Source organism: Leisingera daeponensis (assembly GCF_019801465.1).
Taxonomy (GTDB): Bacteria; Pseudomonadota; Alphaproteobacteria; order Rhodobacterales; family Rhodobacteraceae; genus Leisingera; species Leisingera daeponensis_A.
The window spans coordinates 732567-754683 of record NZ_JAHVJA010000001.1 but is presented as its reverse complement, the minus strand read 5'-3'; the positions used below and the strand labels follow the sequence as shown (position 1 = coordinate 754683).

The window sequence follows — 22117 nt, the reverse complement described above, 5'->3', positions numbered from 1 at the left end:
ACAGGAGAAACCCGTGCTGGACCCCTCGCAGATCACCCGTATGAATGATGAGCAACGCGCCGAAGCGGAAGCGAAACTGGCTATCGTTCATGAGAGGCATCCCGAAGTTAAGCCGCTGTTCGAACTGATGCGGCGGGTTTCCGAAATGCCCGATGCAGCGAACAGCGGCATTATTGATCTGAAACAGCAGAAGGCGATGGCGCTGCGCAGCATGGCGATGGCGCACAATCATCTGCTGGTTCTGCTGAAGCTGGCCCAGGAGTGAACCCTTTCCTGCGGCGTGCAGCCTGCAGACGTTGTGATGCACAAGCTTGGTCACTGCAACGGTAGGCCGGCGCAGCGCTCAGCACGGCACCTTTTAATAACTTGATATGTGACCCGGCGCGCGGATGAAGGCGCCGGGTTTTCTTTTGGGCTTTGTCGGATTGGCGGGTGGCCCAAGGGGTTAAAGGCAGGACTAACAATTGCAACACCGGCCCCGCTGTAGCGAGCCGGACGGCATGAGGGCAAAGGGCAGAGAATGGATGAGACGGGGTTTGTGGGCTGGCTGTCCAGTGTGATGGGGGGCGCGGCGACAACGTTGTTCGGAGCCGCAATGGGGCGGCTTATGTGGCACTCCAGCGAAGTGCGAAAAGGGCAGCGGCGGTTTGTCGGCCCGGAGTTGATTTGGGAAATTCCGGTGGCCCTTGGGATGGCGATTATTGGCGAGGCAATCGCCAGATACATTGATGCTGGCGCAACGGTCAGCACGGGCATCGTTGCGTTGGCAGCTTACATCGGCCCGCGTGGCGCTGAAGTTCTGCTTACGAAGTGGCTCAATAGATCAGCACCTTAGGCTGATTTTCATCACTTACCGAAACCGGCCCCGCTTCTGCGGGGCTTTTTTTGTGGGGAACATCATGAAACTTATCTCGAACTGGAGGGAGGTGCTGACGGGCTCTTGGTCAGTGCTTTTCATCTTTGCTGGTCTGGTATGCCTGGCTGGTTTCTTCCTTGCCCTGGTGTCAGCGGAGCAACTTGGCTGGAACCCGGTGTGGTTTGCGGCTGCCGCCGCTCTGTTCCAAGTTCTGGCGATACCGGCGCGCATCGTACTGCAGGAGGGCTTGCGCAATTTCCGGGCCGATTCCGGCGGGGCTGTTTCCCGGCGCGGTGTGGGGTTGATCGCCGGTTCGTCGATCGCTCTTGCCTCTGCCGTGGGTTTCGTCGGCCAGTGGGAGGGCCTGCGGACTGAGGCATACCGCGATATCGTCGGGGTCTGGACTGTCTGTTACGGCGAAACCAAGGGGGTGGAACCCGGGGACAGCTACAGTAAGGCTGAATGCGATCAGATGCTGGCGAGTGAGATTGTCAGATATGAAGCGCACCTTGACCGCTGTCTGACTGCCTCTGTGCCGGTGGGAATGAAGATCGCGCTGGTATCCTGGACATACAACGTCGGGCCGGGCGCGGCCTGCCGCTCAACTCTGGTGAAGAAGGCAAATGCTGGCGACCTGGCGGGCGCCTGCCGAGAGCTGCCGCGCTGGAACAGGGCAGGGGGGCGGGTGATACGCGGCCTGTCAAACCGCCGCGCATCTGAACGCTCGATGTGCTTGAAGGCCTTGGAAGCGGCATGATGCTGTCTTTGCGCTCGATGCTGACCGGTGCCGGTGTTGCCGCTCTTGCAGCTGCGGTCTGGTGGCTGGTCCAATTGACGGCCGATCGTGAGACGCTGCGGGCGGAGCTTGCCGCTGTGCATGACGATCTTGGCCGGGCCAATGCGAATTTGGCCCGGGCTAATGAGGCTGCCCGTGTTCACCGGGCGCACCTGGCGCGGGCGGCGGAGCAGGCCTGGCGGTGGGATGCATTGGCCCGTGATCTGCAATCCATGGAGGGCCGTGATGCGCCTTTGTCGCCTTTTCTGCGTGCTGCTGCTGAGCGGCTGTATGGGCCGGAACGTTGAGCCGGTGACCGGTCCGCCGACAGTGCCAGCCGATTTGCTCGCCCCCTGCCCGGGCTATGTCGGCCCGTTGCCGGAGAGTGAAGGGCAGCACTCCGACGCGCTTGTCGCGGAGGCCCGGGGGCGGGCGTGCGCCAATGCCAAGCTGGCTTCTGTCGCTGAAATCCTCCACCCGGTTGGGCCGCAATAAAACCAGGGGGTCCTTGGTGACCTCTGGGGTTCTTTATGCCTTGCGATTGGGTCGGGGTGTCGAAGCAACGAGTTGGGCGTGGCGCGGCCAGTCAACTCTCACGGCAACCCATTGGGGTTTTCCGCGGCAGTGACACAGGGCTTTTTCGACATGCTTACCGCAGCGGGGCAGGGACAGGACCCCGAAGGCGTTGTCTCAGCCGACTTGGCGGCCGGGCTACTGCGCGTCGATACAGAGACCCAGCCTTAGGGCAGGTCACATCTAAAACATGAAAGCCCCGGTTTGCTCGGGGGTGTCGTCCTGGGCGACCGGGCGGTTTCTGGATTGTTAGGCCCAGCCGGAAACGGCTTGTGCGGCTTTCTCGTCTGCTTGCTTCCGCAGGTCGCGTGCCGTCTCCATAGCGGCCGCCGCTGCTTCAACGCCAAGCTCCTCCAGCATGGCGCTTCAAAAGGTCGCTACTTCTTCGCTGTTGTCGAATGGGTTGAAAGCATAGTCCGACTTGGAATAGCGGTACTCGCCGCTCCAAGATGCCTTTGCGAACAGCGTTTTAGGCCAGCCCTTGGCAACTTGGAACAGCACCGCAGCACAACTGCACCGGACCGGACTTTTACCGCTTGTTCAAAAACAAACGTGCGGCGTACTTCCAGGCCGAGGTAAAAGATCACTTTTTTCATTTGGCCCCGCGGCGGCTTTTAGTCGCGGTAGTCTCTTATAGTCGCTTGATCGAGCTCTTTCGCGGGGACAAGTCGGTAGTGTCGCTCCTCGACGACCTTGATCTCGTCGTCCTGAAGCGTAAGCTCAAATAGCGCAATAATTTGGTCTTCCATGAATTGTGCGGCGATCGCACGGCATCGCATTCCCGGAAACTTATCCTCAACAAAGCGGATATCTTGGGAGATTTGAACGATACCAATCTGATCTTTCCCACCCTTGGCCTGAACTGGAATAACGTAGTGGCAGCCACGCTTGTCGAGCCCGACATAGAGCTCATCAATCTCTATCTGCCCAATCCCTTTCACGGTCGTTCGAAGGTGATTTTGCAAACTGTACGTCGTGAGCCCTAGGAATGTGTCGATCAACCGATTGTAACGAACGATAGCCAAAAGGGCCTGCTCATCATCGAGCGCATAGGCACGGATCAACTCTGGAGTTGCATCAGGAATATCGATCCGAATAAGGTCTTCACGAGGTAGGACACGATTGAATTTGACTAGGCGAAATCTGTAGGCAGCCTTCCCAGCAAGCTCGATTACCCACTCCATACCAGCAGGTTGGGTCTCAAGAATACTCTCAGGCAAAGCGACCCTAAACCTAAACGAATACAGCACATCCCCCAAGTTCTTCGGTAGCTTGATGTTTAACGCTTCGGCAGCGGCTTCAATATCCGTTCGTGCAAAGTGGAGCTCGGTTTGTCCAGTGCTGTAGCGATCAAGGAAGATTTTCTCGATAAGAGCACCATAGCGATTGGCGATTTTAGCCATGAGCCGTCCTCGCCGAGTTGAGTGCTTCTTCGATCTCTTCCTGTTTTCGTTTCGTAGCACCACTCTTCCGATCTCGTTTGCTCTGTGGTGCCTTGACCCCAAAGTGGCGCGACGCCTGAGAAAGATCGAGTGTCAATAGTCTAGGATCGCCAAGAGGAATATCCTCTTCAGGTCTCGATGGCGTTGCGCCAAGAGCTTCAATCACTTTGGCTGCGATTGCCATGGCCAATGGCGGGGGAACTGAATTTCCGATCTGTCTCGCTCCGTGCCACTTTGTCGCGTTAAACCTGAACCAGTCGGGGAACCCGTGCAGCCGTGCCATTTCACGTACCGTTATGCAGCGTGCGTAGAGATAGTGGATTGGACGCGGACTTGTGAATGCCCCTCGCGCCCCATCAGTTCCGGCCCGCAGTGTATTCGAAACACCCCAGCTCGGGAGCCGGAAAAAGCGGCTGATAGGCTCAACTGTTCCCTCCTCAGTTTCACGAAACCGCCTCTTAGATATCTCGGTGTGTACTGTTCGCGCGCTGGAGGTGAGGACATTGGGCAACCATTGCCTCGGATACCCATAATGCCATGAGTCGTTTTTGAGGCAACGCAGCTCGGCCGCGTAGTCAGACGGCTTGCCAAACCGAGTTGTTTTTACTGCGTCGCTTGCGTTTAGAGTCTCAAAGGTGTCTGCGTCAGGTAGATCCCCGAGTGCATCAGCACATGATGGCCCGAATTCCAGGTCCGGGTAGAGTTTTGGTCTTCCCGAAATATTTGTTTTCGGCGCCGGATAGTCAGGAAGAGTATTGCCCTTCTTGACGCCCATAAGAATAAAGCGCTCACGCGACTGCGGGGTGCCAAAGTGAGCTGCATTTAACACCTTCCAAGGCAAGCGGCATTCATACCCTGCATCATCGAATGCGTTTACCAGCTCTTTTAAGAATGCTTTGTGTTTGCCAATTGTCAGACCTTTGACGTTTTCAAACACGAAACTTTCAGCATCTAACTCACGCACAAGGCGAACAAACTCCAAGACCAACTTGTTTCTAGGGTCGTCGAGCACTCGCTGGCCTATCATAGAAAAGCCCTGGCAAGGCGCTCCGCCAAAGACACAATCAATCTGCATGCCAACCAAACCTGCCCGCTGCTTGATTTCGTTGCCAGAGAGGTCTGCGACCGACGCTGGAATCACTGTCGTGGCAGGGAAGTTAAATTCGTGGACAGCGCAGTGTACGGGGTCGATCTCAACCGCCGCCTTCACATCGAAGCCGGCCTGCTCGAACCCAAGGCTTAAGCCCCCCGCCCCTGCAAATAAGTCGATACCGATTGGTCGCATATCGTGCCCCTGTTACCTTTGGTTCATCTTTGTAGGCAAAAAATATCCGAATGTTGATCGCAGAATCAGACTATCGAAGTTCGTTGGAAGCTACTCTTTTACTGCCCTACACCGATGGCGGTCTAGGCACCGCCTTGCCGCGTCTGAATGCAGCCCGACCTAGCAGGCGATCAGCCTGTTGCAGGGCAACGCTGGTCTGCGTGATATAATGAAAGAAATGCGCTGCGACAAGTTGCTCGAATTCTTCATCTTCGGGTGTTCCCTGAGTGTCTTCAAACGCAACAAGGATTGTTATGTTGTGAACGGTCGCTATTCGAAAAGTGACGTTTATTCAGTGTGAGTACAGCAAACTCCCGCCCTCCGCTCCGACTGCTTACGAATCCGTCGTGGCTTTGCGGCAAGCCGGAGGTCGGCTTCGAGCTAGCTTAAGCCGATCTCAACTGGCCTGGGGCAGGCTGGAGCTCGGTGCTGTACTGCCGCATGGCGGTTTAGAGCAAACAGCTGACATCGCCGCGACCATGGGGCGCCGCGAGTGTAGCCGACGGTTTCAGCCTAAAGCGGACGGGATCGCTACCGCCGCTCGCGCCCGACGGCCCCGCAAGGTCGGGCGGGTAAGCGACCGTTCTCCGCTTTGCAACATGGATTTGATGGCGCCGCTAGAGCGGACCTTGAAATAGCCCGAGAGACCGCTGTCGAGCGGTCGGCACATTTTCAGGAGAATGTGTCGAGATCTACTCGGGTAAAAAGAGCATATTCAGTAGCCGTACTTTTCTTTTCTATCGCGAAACGCTTGCGGTCCACCTTCCATAATTTCTGTGATTTTATCGCAGACCTCTTTTGTGTCGATTGCCCCTTCGCAGGTGACATCTCTTTTCGCGTTTTGACTTACATCTAGGCCAAGAACAAGTTCCGACGAACCGTTAACAACGATGTTCGCATTGTGGCTCGCAAATATGATCTGTCTGTTCTTTTTGGCATCGTGAAGCTTTTCGGCAAGGTCCGACACAATCTTATTGTCGAGGTCTCCTTCTGGTTGGTCGACCAGAAGTGGTCCACCCGGCTGTTCTAGCAACATGAACAAGAGTGCCGCTGCGCGTTGGCCTTCCGAAGCTTTTTCAAATGATATTTTTCTATCTCCATCACAGTAAAGCAAAGAGATGTCATCGCTTGGAACCGCGGTGGCTATAGCCTCAACACGCGGGACATCCATCAACTCAACACATCGTTCAATAGCTCTTGGAGTTGCACCGGTGGCTTCTGCTAGTACGTCCATCTGTGGTGGCTTTCCGCTTTCAGATTGCGAAAGGACATTCCAGCGAAGAGCGGCGAGGGCATCAGCCCTCAATCTGTCGAGAGATGACCAAACACCTGACCTCTCTAAGCACTCGTCCGTTCGTTGAATTCTCGTTGCTTCCTTGATGCCTGCCTTGGCCGTTAAAACCTCTACAGCGTCATGAATGCCGGACCAGTTTGCGTCGGCCTTCAGCTGGGCCTCTATCCTTTTGCCAGATAATGTCTCGATCTTGTCGGCCCATTCTCTCGTCTTGCCGCCCTTGAGTTCGACAGTATGTTTCAAATCATCAACCGCCGATTTCAGCTTTTCAAACCATTCATCAGCTGAACTGGTGGTGACCGACAGTTCAGCAATTTGCTTGAGAACCCCTTGAAGTTCAACTTGGAGATTGGAAATCTGGGCCGTAGCTGATCGGTGTTCAGTGAGTTTTTCCATAGCCAAATCGCGCTCGACTTTCGCGGCTTCAAGAGCGCCGTCTATATCTGCCCCGCCTTCAGCCATGGCATCGCGGTGTTTTCCAAGCTCAATTCCAAGCGCTTCGATACCACTCGAAAAGGCGGAGTGAAATTCCGCGAATGCCTTCTGAAATTTTGCCGCTTCAGGTAACGCCGAGCTCAGGTCTACGGGCTTTCTGGAAGTATGCCAAAGCTGGGTAACGTCCTCCATGACAGAAGCCACTTGGGCCGTCGCCTGTTGTCTCTTGGCCTCGAGAGCGGATAGGTTTTTATATTTATCAACGGTTGCTTTGTCGGCATCGGATAATTCAGGAAGCGTCTTTTGCAATGCGGCAATGCGCTGTTCTAGTGAGGCCTTTGAGGCTGCGTACTTGCTAATCTTGGCTTCTAGTGCCCATGCCGACGAAAGTCCTTGAACGGCCTGTCGTACGCGGGTTTTCGCTCCGTCTATTTCTGAATTAAGACGCTCATCTTCACGTTTATATTCTTGGTCAACAAATTGCAGCAGGTCCGAGATATGAGTGCGCTTGCCGGCCTGTTTTCCAAGTTCAGAGAGCTCTCCCTGACTGTAAACGACAGAAGGAAAAAGAGTTCGGAGCTCTTGAGTGCTCAGCCTTTGGGTCGAGCCGTCTGGGTAAGTAATGTCGGGCTGGTAGGCGTTTGCTCCGCTACGGCGAATTGTGAATTCCGCGCCATCTTGAACAACCCCAATGGTTAGTGTTGCTCCTTTTGCGATGAGCGTTTGAGATATGAGTTCTTTTAGTCGGCCTGCCCCAGAATAAGAATCTTTCGGTAGATCGTAGCAACTGCGGCCCAGTCCGAAAGCTACATATTCGAGCAATGTGCTTTTTCCACTACCTCTCCCGCCGATGAATGAGTTCAGTTCCGAGCTGAGGTCTGTCCGCCGATCAATAAATATTTCCGACCCGCTGACCTCAATGAAGTTCACACTCAGCGTAGGTGTTAGGGGTGGTTTGATCGAAATGCGAGATCGATGCCCCAAAAACGCTTGCCTGATCGCCTCAGCGGTAGGTGCAGCAAGCTTAATCCAACAGCTATTTGTACCCACCTTGGAAAAGTCCGCTGACCGGCCATCTGATGTGGGCAAAGGATAAACGAAACGTTTTCCCCAGATGTCTTCTTCACCTGATAAGCGCCTCTTATTCTTTCCGTTCATCGTTTCAATATTCTGCCCTGTATCGAGGTAGCCCCCCACATAAGACATAGACTTGAAGTCCGCGTGGGATCCTTCAGTTAAGACAGTGTGCTGGCCTCCCTGAGAGACATTTGGCAGGACAATATATCGTCCCTGAAGTTCCGGGACTACATCAAGTCGTTTAGAGATTTCAGGATACGGGAAATCAAGTTGCGTGACCTTAGGCCCTTGCTTTCCATTGACATTCAAGGAAGGTATTGTAATCCCTAATTTAGATTGGGCTTCAATGCGCCACTCATCCGAAAGATCAGCGTCAAAAATGATCAAACATTGCACACCATTGCGGCAGGTCAGCTCCATTCCAGGAAAAAGCCATAGGTCAAAGTTGGCTTCCTCAGAAATCCGTTGAGATATAGCCAGCTGCACGTACGGTATCATTACCATTTCATGATGGTCAGTGATCGCTACGGCTCGCAGGTCTCTCTTTAGACAAATCCTAATGAAATCATTCGCCCATGCTAGCCGAGCAGCATCTACATCGGCTTGTGTTGCTGGGCCATTGTCAGTTTCATCGCCCAAACCAATGGGCCTTTTTCCATTCCAGTTGGGATCTCTTGGAGTATGGAGCTGAAAATCACATTTTCGCCATGATGCAAAATTCATTGAAGGTTTCTCAACTTTTGAAATTGGTGTTGTCATTAATTAGGGGAATTTCGAGCGCTCAGGCAGTTAAGCCCGCTATTGAGAAGTCGCACCTCTAATCATCCCATCGCGCAAACGGCAGATTGGGGTCGTTCGTCTACTTCTTAAACGGGACGACGTTTGAACCACCGTTCGAAAATGCGACTGCGCCTTCGTTGCGAATGGTACTAATTGCCTCTTCGAAGGCGGCTCGGTCGTCTTCAAAGAGATCGTCCCACACAATGGATGTCCCGTCTTCTGTCACAACTTCCAGCGACCAACCGTCCCCGCCTTCGAGCTTGTAGATGTCCACCTTGAATGGCATCCCATCCTCAACAATGCGCTGCGAAGCGCTGGAAATGACAAGATTGGGTTCTCGTTCCATCTGAATACCTCTTTGGCTTGCCGCAGATGATAGAAGCACTGATCACGGAAGCCAATGTCCGCAAAGCCGGATGCGATCACAGCATATTGTACAATCGACAAAAGGCCGCTGTGGGCCGCGTCCGGCCGGAGATCGTGCCCGATCACCCCGACTTTGCAAAGGGCGCTTTTGCAGCGAAGCAGCCGTGGAACTTTGTCGAGGCCGCACACGCAGCGGACGGCCGCAAGAGTCCGGCGTAACGGTTGCTAGTGCCTAGGATGAACGGCCCGCAGCGCTCAGATGGGGTGAGCGCTGCGGGCCGTTCCTTCCCGCTCTGGTGCGATTGGGATGTGGAGGCTATAGCTGAATAATCCGAGCGGTCCAAGTAAGAGCAGAGGCGATGAGCGTCAGCAAGATAAAGGTTGAGCGGCTGCCTGATGGCCAGGTTAGCGTTCGAAAAGGCTCATGGTTCGATGTCTTCCCCGAAGATAGGCGGGAACCCTGGGCGGCATGGTATGAACAGATGCACGCCGAGTATGGCTATACCGGCTACCTCGATATGACCAAAGCGTTGCGGGGGCTGGCGCCTCTCCCGGGGTAGTCTGGAAAGGGAGAGATGGGGTTAGCTCGGCTCTTTACTGGCAGCGCCCCACCAGTTCTGCGCATAGAAAGGGCGGCAGCGCCCGCGCATGTTGTCGGGCGAAACTCGATCTTCAGGGCAATCGGCGGCGATGATCGAAAGAGCTTGAGGCAGTTCTGTGTGTTCACCGACCAGGTCAATGAATCTGCTCTTTCGGTACTTCCCGTAACGTCCACAGTGGTCGCAGGCTATCTCGACTACTGGCAACGGGTAATCTCTTGCCTTCATTTGTGTATGTATCCCGCTGCGCAAGTAGAGGTGGGCTCAACATAGGCCCAAAGTGGCGCCGTTGACCCTGTTTTACGGTTTCATGTTTCGTTCTGGCAATGTCCTGTAAATTTTTCTCGTTAAGCGCTCTGAAAACAATGAAACTTCATTAGTTTTAGGTTCTGGCGCCGTAAGGCGTGGGGGTTCAAGTCCCTTCACCCGCACCATCTTTTTCTGCACGCCGCTGTTTTTTAAGGGGTGCGATTGGTTGGCCGCTCTCAGCCCGCCAGTTAGCCCGCCAGCTCTTCAACAAACTTCTCGATCTCGGTGCGGCGCCAGACGGTCACGCCCTCCCATTTGATCGGCTTCGGAAGCTTGCCGGAATTGGCTCGGTTCCACACGGTTGTGCGCCCGATTCCCAGAAGATGCGCCACCTGGGTGTCGCGCAGCAGCAGCGGCAATGTGTTGTCCGTCACTTACCTTCCTCCTTCTCCAGCTTGGCGAGGGCGACCTTTGCCTCGTCGCGCGCGAACTTGCTTAGGTGGTTCGGGCCGTATGGCCGGCTCACGTTCAGCGTTTTCCGGCGGCGGCACGGGGGGCTATAGTCGGGCTCTGTCCAGTCCAGTCCAACCAGCCGCAGAAGGCTTTGCACGAACCCGGTCGTTTGCCGAAGCGGCATCCCGAACAGCACTTTCAGCGTCAGGCAAGTCTGGACCGCAGAGCCGCTGAAACGCTGCTGGCGACCTCGCGTGCCGCTCGGTGGTGGCTCCCAGATCATCTCTGGGTCAAACCAAATCGACAGCGATCCGCGCTGCTTCAATGCTGCGTTATACGAAGGCCAGTTCCTGGCATTGTACTTCGTCGGGGCCCAACTGCTCATGCTCCCCTGCTATCGCTCTGGATTCACGACATGAATCCCTCGCGGGTTTTGTGCAACAAAGCCCCTACAGGGGGCCAAAGTTCCGTGCCGATTGACAGGCTGGATTTAAGTACGAGAAAAAATTTGGTGAAATTTCCAATTCGTGGCTCGGAAACGGTACAGGCAGCTCTCGTGATTTACTTTCCGGCGCATATGAAGTATTGAATGCGTAAGAAGTGCATATGGATTGCAGGGTGGTGCTGCTGGTGCCAATACCTGCCCGCTGATTGCGCTTAGGGGCAAAGATTACACATCTCACTGCAAGTACATTTTCAGCCGCAGCGGACCCCGATAGCACTTCACCCACGAGGCCATGTCGAGCCAGTCACGGCGACTGGAAACGTGATGAGGGGTGCACGCGTTGACTTCTGTATGGCTGGAACAATGGACCGATCTGCTCGGCGGCAAGTGTCATGGGCTGATGGTGTTGGACGGGACGGGCAACCTTGCTTTTCTCGACATTGTTTTAAACGGCAGCCCGGCCTGCCAGCTGGTTGTGCATTGGCAAAACATCCGGGTTAGTGACCCGTTGCAGAACGCAAAGCTGTCGCGCCTGATCCGGGCCGGAATCGACTACGACGAAAATTCCGGGCAGCCGCTACCTCCGCCCGTCAAGATCAAGATTTCAAATGATAAATCCTTCTACATTGATCTCATTCCTTTGCCTGTGGCTTTCCGTGAGAAACTGGATGGCGCGAAGTCGCTGCTGAGTATCCGGCAGGTTGAAGACCAGTCGGACACAAATGCGGACTTGCTAAAGCTGGAGTTCCATCTGACACCCGCCGAAGCCGCGGTGGCCATTCAGCTTTCCAAAGGGATCAGCCTCAAGCAGGCGGCCAGGACGCTGGGAGTTTCGATCTGGACCGCCCGCAGCCATTTGCGTTCGATTTTTCAGAAAACCAACACTCACCGGCAGGGGGAATTAGTGTCGCTGTTGGCGCATTTCGAGAGTTAGGCTCCAGCCTTTACGGCCACTGCAGCTTCTGCTCCTGCAGCGCAGCAAGCCCGTCAGATTTGCTGACTGATTCCTGACACGATGCATATCAACGGGCGCTATACGGGAAGCGATGACTATCAGATCTCGGTATGCGGGAGGCTGCCGCGCATACGAGGTAGGTTTCGTCGGCTATTTGTCCCGTAAGTGAGCGATGCGGTGCTTCTGTGATTTTGCTTGAGTGGAGCTGTTCGTTAATTAGTGGAGGCTGTTATGTTGAAACTTCTTGTTGTTACCGCGCTTGCAATCAGCTTTAGCGCACCTGCAGTTTTGGCTGGCGGAGGCAAGCCAAGTGACCGTGAACTGGCTGAACGCCGCTGCGGCAACAATGGCGAAGGCAACGATGCGGAAGTTCTGAAATACAGTTACAGGAAGGGAACTTGGATCTGCATCAAAAATGTGGACTTCGCTGGGCCATACTTTGAACCGGATGAAGATCACCCCAGAGACGTAGATCCCAACTGATGCACCCCCTTCTGGCTATAGGGCCGGATAGAGTTGCAGAGCGTGGCGCCCCTCCTCGTTGGGGCGCCATTTTTGTTCACTCCATCCGCAGAGCCGTCACCGGATCCAGATGCGAGGCGCGCCGGGCCGGAAAGAAGCCGAAGATGACCCCCACAACCGACGCCAGCCCCACCGCGCCGATCAGCGACAGCGGGCTGAGGTGAACCGGCCAGCCGGCAATCCTGCTGGCGGCATAGGCGAGGCCAGCCCCGGTCGACAGTCCGATCAGTCCGCCCAGGAAACACAGCAGCACCGCCTCCATCAGGAATTGGAATTGCACGTCCCGGGTGCGGGCGCCGACCGCAACACGCAGGCCGATTTCCCGGGTCCGCTCTGTCACTGACACAAGCATGATGTTCATGATGCTGATCCCGCCTACTATCAGCGATACGCCGGCGATTCCTGCCAGCAGCCAGCCGATGGTGCGCGACGCCGCGTGCTGGGCCGCCATCAGCGCAGCCGGGTCGACCACGCGGAAGTCGTTGTCCCGGCTTTCGCGGATACGGTGCCGCTGCCGCAGCAGCCGGATGATTTCCTGTTCTGCTCTGAATACTGTTTGGGGCGACGAAGCTTTGGCGAGGATATAGTCGACTGACCCCCGGTGGACCTGGTTGGCGCTGCCGAACAGCCGTTTCTGCGCCGAGGCAATCGGGATGAAGACGATGTCATCCTGTTCGCGCCCGCTGCCGGAGGCCCCCTTTTCCGCCAGAATGCCGATCACCTCGAACGGCACCGACTGGATACGGATGGTTTGACCGACCGGGTCGCTTTCGCCGAACAGCTTGTCTGCGGTGGCCTGGCCGAGCAATGCAACCTTGCCGCTGCTGAGCTGCTCCTGGCCGGAGAACATCCGCCCCCGGCTCAGTGGCCATTCGCGGATGGTGAAATAGCTGGAGGTGGTGCCGTTAACCGTGACCCAGGTGTTTTTGTTCCTATTGATCACCTGTAAGTCCTCCCGAACCGAGGGCGCGGCGGCAACCACTTGTGCTATATTTGCGCCAATCGCTGCAGCATCGGATTCCCGCAGGATTGCAGACTGGTAAAGATTTGTATTGTCATCGCCGCCGCGGTTCAGCTCAGGGACAATCATTAGCACGTTTGCGCCCAGCGTCTTGATCTGGCGGCTGATCTCGCGTTGCGCGCCTTCGGCGAATGCCACCATCGCCACAACCGATGTGACCCCCACGATGATTCCCAGCATGGTCAGGAAACTGCGCAGCAGATTGGCCCGCAGCGCCCGCAGCGCAATCCGAAGGCTTTCGAGCAAGGTCATTCTGGTCGCCGCGGCTGCAGGCCTGTGCCACGCAGCTCGGGGTGGCGCACAAAGCTGGCCGCCTTAGCAGTATCCGCCTGGTAATGCGGTGTGAGCACCAATTCATCCTCGATGATGCAGCCGTCTTTCATGCGCAGGATACGGTCCGCGCGGCAGGCGACATCCTCGTCGTGGGTGATAACAACAATGGTACGGCCAGCCTTGTTGATCTCTTGGAACAGGTCCAGGATTTGTGCGCCTTTTTCACTGTCCAGAGCCCCGGTCGGCTCATCCGCAAGGATAAGCTGCGGGCTGTTGGCCAAGGCCCGGGCAATGGCGATCCGCTGCTGTTCGCCGCCTGACAGCTGATTAGGGAAATGCGCCTGCCTCTCCTCCAGTCCGACCTTCCGCAGCAATTCAACCGCCCTTGTGCGTCGCGTGGCAGCCCGAACACCGGCATAGGTCATTGGCAGTTCGATATTTTCTTGCGCGGTTAGCCGGGGGAGAAGGTTGTAGGACTGGAACACGAAGCCAAGTATCTGGTTCCGAAGTCCGGCCCTGATATCCGCGGACATGTGGCCGGTGTCCTGCCCGCCTATCCGGAACTTCCCGCTGGTTTGCCGCTCCAAGAGGCCGAGGATGGACATTAGCGTCGATTTTCCCGAACCGCTTGGGCCGGTGATGGCTAAAAATTCGCCTTCGCGGACGGAGAAGGAGCAGTCTTTCACGGCCTCGATCCGGGAGCCGCCGTTCCGGTAGCTTCTGCAGATGTTCTCAGCTTCGATCAGCATGGTCTCAGCGCCAGTTCCGGAGAAATTGTGCGAAGCTGTTCCCAGGTGCGGTAGCGATTTCGCCGCTTATGATCAGATCACCTTCGTTTAGATGGTTGGATAGAATCGCGGTATGGCTGGCGTCCTGGCCACCGATTCCGGCTTCAACGGCTTCCGGCTTGCCGGAGCCGTCCAGGCGCCAAAGAACCGGTTGTCCGCCGGCGCTGTCCGCCAGTTCCTTCAGCGATGGGCGGTAGGACAGGACACTGGTTGGCACCTTAAGCACCGGCTCGGTTTCACGGATGGCAATATCGACTAGCGCTGTCATTCCCGGAAACAGCAGATCGTCCGGGTTTTCGGTGTCCAGAACAACTGTGTAGGTGACGATGTTCTGAAGGACCTTTGCCGACTTCCGGATTTCGCTCACGGTGCCTGAGAACCGTTTGGCGGGATAGGCATCAACGGAGAATTCTGCCTTCTGGCCAGTCCGGATGCGCCCTATATCGGTTTCGTCCACGCTGACATGCACTACCATCCGGCTCAGTTCTTCGGCAATCGTGAACAGCTTGGGCGCTTCCAGGGCCGCTGCAACTGTTTGCCCTTCATCAATAGTACGGTCGATAACTACGCCATCTATCGGGGAGCGGATTGCCGTGCGTTCCAGTTCAACCAGCGCAAGCCGCAGAGCAGCTCTGCGCTGCGGCACGTTTGCCCGCGCGCCGCTAAGCTCCGCCTTAGCCCTGGCATGCTCTGCCTTGGCCGCTTCCACCCGCTGGCTGCTTGCGGCCAGCTGAGCTTCCGCTTCTCGCAGCTGCGCTTCAGCTCGTAAGACTTCCCCTTGATAATCCTCTACGTCGGCGGCAGCGACAGTGCCATTCTTCCGCAGGGATTCCTTGCGAGCCAGGCGGGAGCGTGCGACGGAAAGGTCGGCGGAGGCTTGATCAATCCGCGCCTGAAAGACCTCCTTCTCCAGCTTGGCGGCCTCGACCTCCACAGCCGCTCTTTCCATTGTTGCGCTTTGCACATTTACCGCCGCCAGAGCGATCTCCACTGCGGCTTTAGCCTCTTCCACCCGCGCCTGAAACCCTTCGCGGTCGATGATGGCCAGCGGTTCGCCCTTATATACACGACTGTTGAACCCGGCTTTGACCTCGGCAATCCTGCCTGAAACCTGCGAGCTGATATCGACTTTCACCAATGCATCCAGTGTGCCGGTTGCAGTTACAAACTCAACCAAGGGACCGTGCTCCACTGAGTGTGTTTGGTAGCTCGTTTTCGAACCAGATTCTGATCGCAGCGAAAAGAAGGCGGCCACGGCTAGAACGGTCAAAGTTATCGCGAACACCTTCAACATCACGGTTAACAATGCCATTTTGAAGCAGATTTTTCAATGAAATCCCATTGATCCCCGATGCGGGAATTGCCGAACTTATTTTCGGAAAGTTGCAAAGTTGCGGGACCCTTGTCAGTCAGGCGGCTATTTCGGCCGCATTCGTCTCCAGAGGTAGAAAGCATCGGTCCTGGCGTGGCGATAAGAGATGGTGGAGAGTCGATAGCGGCGGGGATGGAAGATTGTGTTGATCTGATCGTGAGCGGCGCGGAGCCTCTGGTATTGCCCGGATGACTTGAAGCGTCCCATCAATTTCTCGCGTTTCCGGGTTGGCCTGTTCGACCCCTCAATCCGGTTGTTCAGGCCCTTTTTGCGCATGATGATCGGAACCCGATGCAAAGGTCCCGGATAGGCTTGATATTGCTGCGCAGCTTGTCAGTGATCATGACACGCGGCTCGCCGAAACGGGCGATCAGCCTTGCCAGAAAGCGCCGTGCGGCCCTGGCATTCCGCTGTGGCTATACGAGGATGTCAAGCAGATCCCTGTTCGCGTCGACAGCCCGCCAGAGTCAGTATTTTCGGCCGCATATCGGGATGACCACCTCATCGAGTTGCCATTTGTCGGTCGTATCGGGCCTGTCTCGCCGGATGGAAACGGCAAAATGGTGGCCAAAGCGGTTCACCCATTGCCGGATTGTTTCCCGACTGACCAGCACGCCACTTTTGGCGAGAAGATCCTCGACATCCGCAGTGCTGAGCGCAAAACGATGATAGACCCAGACGGCATAGGCGATAGTCTCGCGCGGGAAACGAAAACCCTTCAGACGCGGCCTTTTGGGCGGTATCTTCATCCGTGAGGCGTAACCAGTTCAGAACGCGCAAACAAGTTGGCAATCACATTTGAACGGTTGAGCTACTCAAAAATAGACAGGACCGAAAAAGAGCGCGCAGTGCATACCCCCGATTGTGCTACCACAGATGGAGGGCGCTTGTGGATCAGATCGGCTTTGTTGCACAAATCCCGCGAGGGATTCATCTCGTGAATCCAGAGTGATAGCAGGGGGGCATGAGCAGTGGAGCCCCTTCGAAGTACAAGACAAGGAACTGGCCTTCGTATATGATACGGAGGAGTTCGATCGACTTCCAAGTCAGCTGGAAGGCCTGCAGGGGAGAAATTGAGGCGGGCTCGCACCTACTTTGATGTGCCATACGTGCGCGCGAGGATCGGTTGTACCCCTGACCGTGGTTAGCGCGAATGGGGCGATAGTGGAGCTGTCCCGCTGGCGGGGCGAAAACGCAGGCTGTATCATGCTGCCGCATGGGGTCACCCGCCAGAGGAGTCTGGGTTCCTGACCGGAGGAAGTTCCGAAATACTGAGAAATATTATGCGGGAGCTCTAAGGGGAGAGCGCCGCAGACCTAACCCAGCGGCGCGGGGTTGTGGCCGAACGGACTGAAGCTGGTGCAAACCGGGATGAGACCGCAGGCGCTAAAGGATGAGGTGGCTAAACTCGTTGAGCGGCTGGAGGCTGCGGCGGCCATGGTTTTCTTTATCCAGGTGGAGGTTTTTTGCCCGGGGAGGAGGCTTCCGCTCTTATTGCTCCGAACTCCGGTAAAACGGATATGTCCCAGGAAAATGACCTAAAAAAGGAATTTGACCACAGGGGTTATTGTTGAGGTTGTGAAGTTTGGTGAAAGAGGCATAGGACGACCAGCCCCAGCGGGTGCTGAGGCTGGTTCCTAGCCTCAGCCGATGTTATTGCGTCGGTCGCTCGTTCGGCTCAGAGGCCCGCCGGTCACATAGGGGAAATGCCTTGCGGTCGATCGCTACTTGCAAGAGCCTTCCCTGGCTCCAGGCAACCCCGCTTCGATCTTTCGGACTGCGGTTCGGATTTGGCTGCGCCCACTGGTATCCGGTCATCATCATGCCGCCAGCGTCTGGTTACCACCCGGCACAACGGAGCTAAGATCGCGGGAAAGACGGCGCGCGTCAAGCACGCTTGTCATGCCAAGAAAGAATAGCCGAGGCTCTTGCGGAACAGATTCGGCTATGAGATTTTGAAGCTCTGGTAACCACCCGCCTCGCAAGAGGTATAAGCCCCGCACAGCTTGCCCGCTGTGCGGGGCTTTCCTTTTTGCAGTTGCAGTGCACCCATCCGCGGGATGTGATCTTCAACTGAACGCTAGGCCGTTCTCAAGTCGCTCTGCCTTCACGCCTCTTCCTCCTTAGCCTCCGCCAGCGGGTTCAAGCCAGCATCCCAACCCAGCCGCGCCTCTGTCTGCCCGGCTTGCCCGCAGCGTGAGCAACGGAACCGCATAGGCTCCATCCGTATCCAGCGCTCTATCGCCTGTTCCTCTGTCACGGTTCCATAGTGGCCGCAGGCGCATGTGATCTGGATGGAGAGCAAGGGGCTACTTCAGGCCGCGCAGAGGGACGACGTTGGCCTGCGCTCCTGTCACATGCTGCCCCCATGCCTCCATGACGGGGCGGCGCCGGTCCAGAAGGTCAGACCGGGCATAGGCCCTTTCGACCTTTCCGCCGATGGTATGGGCGAGAATCGTTTCCGACACTTCCCAAGGGCAGGCATCAGTGTCCTGCACCCATGTGCGGAAGCTGGTGCGGAACCCGTGCGGCCGGCCTTCCTCCCCCATATCGCTCATGTGCTTCGACAGGCTGGCGTCGGTCACGGGCTTTCCGCGCGGGCCTGCGAACAGAAATTCCCCGCCAAGCGCTCGGCGGCGCTCCACCAGATCCAGAGCGGCGGCAGACAGCGGCACCCTGAAATCCTGAACCTTGCCGACCTGTCCTTTCATGCGCTCCGCGGGAACGGTCCAAACATCCCCCTCGATCTCATCGAAACGCGCACCGCGGCAGCCGGAGGCGCGCACGACGGTCAGGGCCATGAATTGCAGGCAGGAGGCCACGGAGCCGCGGTCGGCCAGACGCTCGAAAAGGCCCGGCAGCTCCTGCCAGGGTGTTGCGCTGATCGGCTCGGCTTCATGGATGACCTGGCCGAGCATGTGCTGCGCGGCGTCGATGGTGAACGGGTCGCACTCGAAACCCATCAGCTTGCCTTGCCGGAAGATGATCCGCAGGCGCTGGATAGCCTTCTCTGCCGTGGGGTGCTTGGTGCGCCATATCGGCGCCAGCGCGGCCTTTACATCGGCCTGATGGATGGTGCTGACCGGCTTGCGCCCGATCTTCGGGAAGACGTGCCGCTCAAGAGGGGAAAGCCAGCGGGCGCTTTTGCCTTCCCGGCGCAGGCCTGCCTTCCTAGCTTCCAGAACATCGAGGGCCAGCTGCTCAAGCGGCGGATCGTGGCGCTCCATCTCGGCCTTGGCGGCGGCCTTGGCGGCGGCGCGCTCGGTGATCGGATCCCGGCCTTGGGAGATTGTCAGAGCCCACCGGTCGCGCTCTTTGCGGGCACCTGCCAGGCTGACGGCGGGATAGGAGCCCAGTCCCATCTGGCGGCGCTTACCGGCGAAGGAGTAGCGCCAGATCCACTTGCCGCCGTCGCCGCTCTTGTGGAGCTCCAGGCCGCCGCCGTCGCCGTGCCGGCCGTCGCCTGCCTTCTTGATCCCCACCGCTGTAAGATTGCCCATTTTCAGCCCGCCAGTTAGCCCGCCACATTTCGCCCGGATTGCACTGAACGGGATGGGACAGTGCGGAGCGGCGTTGTTTCACTGGGGGCTATAGTATGTTGGCGATGCTGAACGCATCAATACAGGCATGGACGGTTTTGGACGGGTATTAAAGGTGCTTCACCCGCACCATCTTTCAAACCCAGACCTGTGCCGCCGAAGCGCCGTTGCGGCGGCTGCGGGCCGGTCCGGCCCTTCGGGCAACAATTTCCCCGGCTCCGGCCGCTTTATGCTATACTGGGCCCCGGCTGGCCCGCGGCGGCCTGCGGCCGGCCCAAGCGTTTATCAGTAAATTGTTAACTATGGGGGATGGCCATGAAACGTCTTCTGAATATCTCCACTGCTGCAGTCGGGCTGTGCGCCTTTGCCCTGCCGGCCTCAGCCGAACTCCGGTATGACAACAATTCCGGCGGCTACGTCGAAATCTACGGCCAGTTCAATCCGGCCATCATTTCGGTCGACGACGGCCAGCAGACCGAAACCAACCTGCTCGATTACGACCTGTCCCGGTCCCGCGTCGGTCTGCGGCTGATGCAGCCGATCGGGGCCAATACCTTCGGGTTCCGGTTCGAAGCCGGGCTGGGCTTCCCGAATTCCACCGAAGTGAACCAGTTCGGCTCCAGCTACAGCGGCTGGACACGCGCCGACCTGCGCCATGTGGACTTCTGGCTGGAAGGCGGCTGGGGCAGGCTGTCGGCCGGGCAGGGCAGCATGGTGGCGGACGGCGCCGCTGAAACCGACCTGTCCTATGTCGGCACCGCGCTCTACTCCTATACCGCGGACGCCAACGCGGGCTTTCTGTTCCGGGACACGGCCGGAGCGCTGAGCGGCCCGGCCGTCGCTTCCGCCTTCGACAACCTCGACGGCTCCCGCCGCGGCCGGATCCGCTATGACACCCCGGATTTCAACGGTTTCTCCGCCGGGGTGGCCTGGGGCAAGAACGTTCTGTCGTCGTCGGATGACGCGGATTACTATGACATCGGCCTGTTCTACGGGCAGGAATTCGGCACCGCCAATTTCGCTGCCTCGCTTGCCTACCAGGTGCGCGACGACGCCGGGGCGGAGCGGTCGGACGTGATCGGTTCGGCCTCGGTGCTGCTCGACAACGGGCTGAGCTTCACCCTGGCGGGCGGCAGCCGTGACAATGATGCGGCGGGCGCCAGCGATCCCAGCTATTACTATGCCAAGATCGGCTATGAGAACGAGTGGCTGCCGTGGGGCAAAACCGGCTTCGGAGTGCACTATTATGACGGCGAGGACTTCAACGTTGCAGGCTCCAGCACCAAGGGCTGGGGAATCGGCGCCGTGCAGAAGGTCGAGAGCATAAACACCGATATCTATCTGACTTACCAGGAGTATGAATACCGCGATGCTGCCGCGGCCTACCAGGACCTGACGACATGGGTCCTGGGCGCCCGCTGGCGGTTCTGACCAACGGCCAGGTTTCCTGAAAGAACAGAACGCTCCGGTCAGCCGGAGCGTTTCTTTTTGGAAGTTGAATTCCGGTCCCGTTCGCCCGGCGGATTCACGGTTCAGGGTTGCGCGTGAGGCATAGCTGCTTTGCGTGAGGCGGGCCGTAAACGTGATCGTCTTCACATCTGCCGTCCCGCGGCGGCGCTACGGTGCAGGAGATTTTTTGCCACGGGCAAATTTTCAAAAATGTCGCAGCGGTCAACTGACCCGGACTTCATGCCAGCGCCCGGAGGCACCCTCGGCTCCTGCGCTGGCTTGTGCCGGACGGCGGCCGTAAGCGACGGAACAGGAGACAGAACATGAAAACCAAATTTGCAGCCCGCGCCGGCGCAGCCACTCTTGCAGCCGCAGTTGCTGCCCCGGCATTTGCAGGCCCGACCTACACAAACGATACCGGCGGCAGCTTCCGCTGGTACGGCCAGTTCAACCCCGCCTACCAGTCCTTTGACGACGGCGAGCAGGACTTCAACCGCCTGACCGACAACGCGGCGTCCAACTCGCGCATCGGCTTTGAGTTGTCGCAGGAGTACGGCGAAAACACCCTGCGGTTCCGCTTTGAAACCGCCTTCGGCTTCCGCTCCTCGGACGGGGTGAGCCAGCTGTCCACAGGCGACAACCTGAGCTGGGACCGCACCAATATTCGTCACGTTGACTTCCAGTTCGACACCGCGCGCTACGGCCGCTTCTCCGCAGGTCAGGGCTCGATGGCAACCGACGGCATCACCGGAGCGGACTTCTCGGGCACCGGTCTCGGCGCCTCCAACGCGGTGGCCGACTCCGCCGGCGGCTATGCTTTCCGCACCGGTGCAGGCGCGCTCAGCAGCGTCGACATCGGCGATGCCTTCAGCGACCTGGACGGCAGCCGCCTGGGCCGCATCCGCTACGATTCGCCGGAACTGGCGGGCTTCACCCTGTCGACCTCCTGGGGCACCGATATCCTGAAGGACGCCAACGACCGCGAAAGCTATGACGTGGCCGTCCGCTGGGCCAATGACGACGCCGCAGGCTTCGCCATCGACACCGGCATCGGCGCCTCCTGGACCGAGGAAACCGGCCAGGCCGACTATCGCGACATTTCCGGCTCCTTCGCAGTGCTGCACAAGGCCACCGGCCTGTCGCTGAACCTGGCCGCGGGCGAGCGCGACATCGCGGGCAGCTACGCCTATGCCAAGCTGGGCTACACGGCGGACCTGATCTCGGCCGGCTCCACCTCCTTCTCGGTGGACTACTATGACGGCTCCGACATGGTCAGCACCGGCGACAGCGCCGAATCCTGGGGTGTTGCCGCGGTCCAGAAGATCGATGCGCTGAACGTCGAGACCTATCTGGCCTACCGCGACTATTCCTACGCGGATACCAGCGCCACCACCTACCAGGACGCCAACGTGATCCTGGCCGGTGCCCGCTGGAAGTTCTGAACCGCAATTCCCTCGGTTTTCGGAACGGAGACACGCCCCTTTGCGGGCGTGTTTTTCGTTTGCGGGCCGGGAAATCCGCGGGATTACC

The 22117-nt window shown here is 57.7% G+C and carries 17 protein-coding genes and 3 pseudogenes; 9 read left to right on the top strand and 11 right to left on the bottom strand.

The annotated features are described in order from the left end of the window. The first annotated feature begins 13 nt into the window (after positions 1-13). From KUV26_RS03635 to KUV26_RS03620, 4 genes are all read left to right on the top strand, one after another. Complete coding sequence (locus KUV26_RS03635; protein WP_222507331.1) at positions 14-265, top strand: hypothetical protein; 252 nt, start codon at positions 14-16, stop codon at positions 263-265. A 255-nt stretch (positions 266-520) separates the two neighbouring features. Then, positions 521-835: a phage holin family protein gene (locus tag KUV26_RS03630; protein ID WP_222507330.1), complete on the top strand. Its 315-nt coding sequence runs from the start codon at positions 521-523 to the stop codon at positions 833-835. Further along, positions 786-1613 carry a lysozyme gene (locus KUV26_RS03625; RefSeq protein WP_315900067.1) on the top strand — a complete coding sequence of 276 codons (828 nt, stop codon included), beginning with the start codon at positions 786-788 and terminating at the stop codon, positions 1611-1613. The genes KUV26_RS03630 and KUV26_RS03625 overlap by 50 nt, the downstream gene beginning before the upstream one ends. After that, complete coding sequence (locus tag KUV26_RS03620) at positions 1610-1939, top strand: hypothetical protein (protein WP_222507329.1); 330 nt, start codon at positions 1610-1612, stop codon at positions 1937-1939. Before KUV26_RS03625 ends, KUV26_RS03620 begins: the two co-directional genes overlap by 4 nt. 879 nt (positions 1940-2818) lie before the next feature. Here the strand turns inward: KUV26_RS03620 and KUV26_RS03615 are convergent. The 6 genes and pseudogenes from KUV26_RS03615 to KUV26_RS03590 all read right to left on the bottom strand — a co-directional run. Then, positions 2819-3607: an endonuclease gene (locus KUV26_RS03615; RefSeq protein ID WP_222507328.1), complete on the bottom strand. Its 789-nt coding sequence runs from the start codon at positions 3605-3607 to the stop codon at positions 2819-2821. Then, the gene (locus KUV26_RS03610) at positions 3600-4931 is read right to left on the bottom strand and encodes a DNA cytosine methyltransferase (protein ID WP_222507327.1); all 1332 of its coding nucleotides are present in this window, start codon (positions 4929-4931) and stop codon (positions 3600-3602) included. The genes KUV26_RS03615 and KUV26_RS03610 overlap by 8 nt, the downstream gene beginning before the upstream one ends. Before the next feature lie 754 nt (positions 4932-5685). After that, a complete protein-coding gene (locus KUV26_RS03605; protein ID WP_261399714.1) occupies positions 5686-8535 on the bottom strand; it encodes a TrlF family AAA-like ATPase in 2850 nt (949 codons plus the stop codon). Between the two features lie 100 nt (positions 8536-8635). Next, positions 8636-8902, bottom strand: coding sequence for a hypothetical protein (locus KUV26_RS03600; RefSeq protein WP_222507326.1), 267 nt, complete (start codon positions 8900-8902; stop codon positions 8636-8638). A 1116-nt stretch (positions 8903-10018) separates the two neighbouring features. Continuing rightward, positions 10019-10204: a helix-turn-helix transcriptional regulator gene (locus KUV26_RS03595; RefSeq protein ID WP_222507325.1), complete on the bottom strand. Its 186-nt coding sequence runs from the start codon at positions 10202-10204 to the stop codon at positions 10019-10021. Between the two features lie 62 nt (positions 10205-10266). Next, positions 10267-10608, bottom strand: a pseudogene (locus KUV26_RS03590) (transposase); the annotation flags it as partial. Between the two features lie 400 nt (positions 10609-11008). Between KUV26_RS03590 and KUV26_RS03585 the strand changes: the two are divergent. Continuing rightward, positions 11009-11602, top strand: coding sequence for a helix-turn-helix transcriptional regulator (locus KUV26_RS03585; protein ID WP_222507324.1), 594 nt, complete (start codon positions 11009-11011; stop codon positions 11600-11602). 252 nt (positions 11603-11854) lie between these two features. Continuing rightward, a complete protein-coding gene (locus tag KUV26_RS03580) occupies positions 11855-12106 on the top strand; it encodes a hypothetical protein (protein WP_222507323.1) in 252 nt (83 codons plus the stop codon). A 76-nt stretch (positions 12107-12182) separates the two neighbouring features. On the opposite strand, the gene KUV26_RS03575 is transcribed toward KUV26_RS03580, so the two are convergent. The 4 genes and pseudogenes from KUV26_RS03575 to KUV26_RS03560 all read right to left on the bottom strand — a co-directional run bounded on the left by KUV26_RS03575 (position 12183) and on the right by KUV26_RS03560 (position 16348). Beyond that, positions 12183-13418 carry an ABC transporter permease gene (locus KUV26_RS03575; RefSeq protein WP_222507322.1) on the bottom strand — a complete coding sequence of 412 codons (1236 nt, stop codon included), beginning with the start codon at positions 13416-13418 and terminating at the stop codon, positions 12183-12185. Then, positions 13415-14188: an ABC transporter ATP-binding protein gene (locus tag KUV26_RS03570; protein ID WP_222507321.1), complete on the bottom strand. Its 774-nt coding sequence runs from the start codon at positions 14186-14188 to the stop codon at positions 13415-13417. The genes KUV26_RS03575 and KUV26_RS03570 overlap by 4 nt, the downstream gene beginning before the upstream one ends. A gap of 4 nt (positions 14189-14192) precedes the next feature. Further along, positions 14193-15539, bottom strand: coding sequence for an efflux RND transporter periplasmic adaptor subunit (locus KUV26_RS03565; protein WP_222507320.1), 1347 nt, complete (start codon positions 15537-15539; stop codon positions 14193-14195). 105 nt (positions 15540-15644) lie between these two features. Further along, a pseudogene (locus KUV26_RS03560) lies at positions 15645-16348 on the bottom strand (IS6 family transposase). A gap of 215 nt (positions 16349-16563) precedes the next feature. On the opposite strand from KUV26_RS03560, the pseudogene KUV26_RS23845 reads away from it, so the two are divergent. Continuing rightward, a pseudogene (locus KUV26_RS23845) lies at positions 16564-16659 on the top strand (IS5/IS1182 family transposase); the annotation flags it as partial. A 1249-nt stretch (positions 16660-17908) separates the two neighbouring features. On the opposite strand, the gene KUV26_RS03555 reads toward KUV26_RS23845, so the two are convergent. Then, entirely contained in the window at positions 17909-19099 is a 1191-nt protein-coding gene (locus tag KUV26_RS03555) for a tyrosine-type recombinase/integrase (RefSeq protein WP_222507319.1), read from the bottom strand. A 354-nt stretch (positions 19100-19453) separates the two neighbouring features. Here KUV26_RS03555 and KUV26_RS03550 point away from each other — a divergent pair, with 354 nt between their 5' ends. Both KUV26_RS03550 and KUV26_RS03545 read left to right on the top strand, forming a co-directional pair. Next, complete coding sequence (locus tag KUV26_RS03550; RefSeq protein ID WP_315900066.1) at positions 19454-20569, top strand: porin; 1116 nt, start codon at positions 19454-19456, stop codon at positions 20567-20569. A 341-nt stretch (positions 20570-20910) separates the two neighbouring features. Continuing rightward, on the top strand, positions 20911-22029 hold the full coding sequence (locus KUV26_RS03545) for a porin (RefSeq protein WP_222503079.1): 1119 nt from the start codon (positions 20911-20913) through the stop codon (positions 22027-22029). Positions 22030-22117 lie beyond the last annotated feature (88 nt).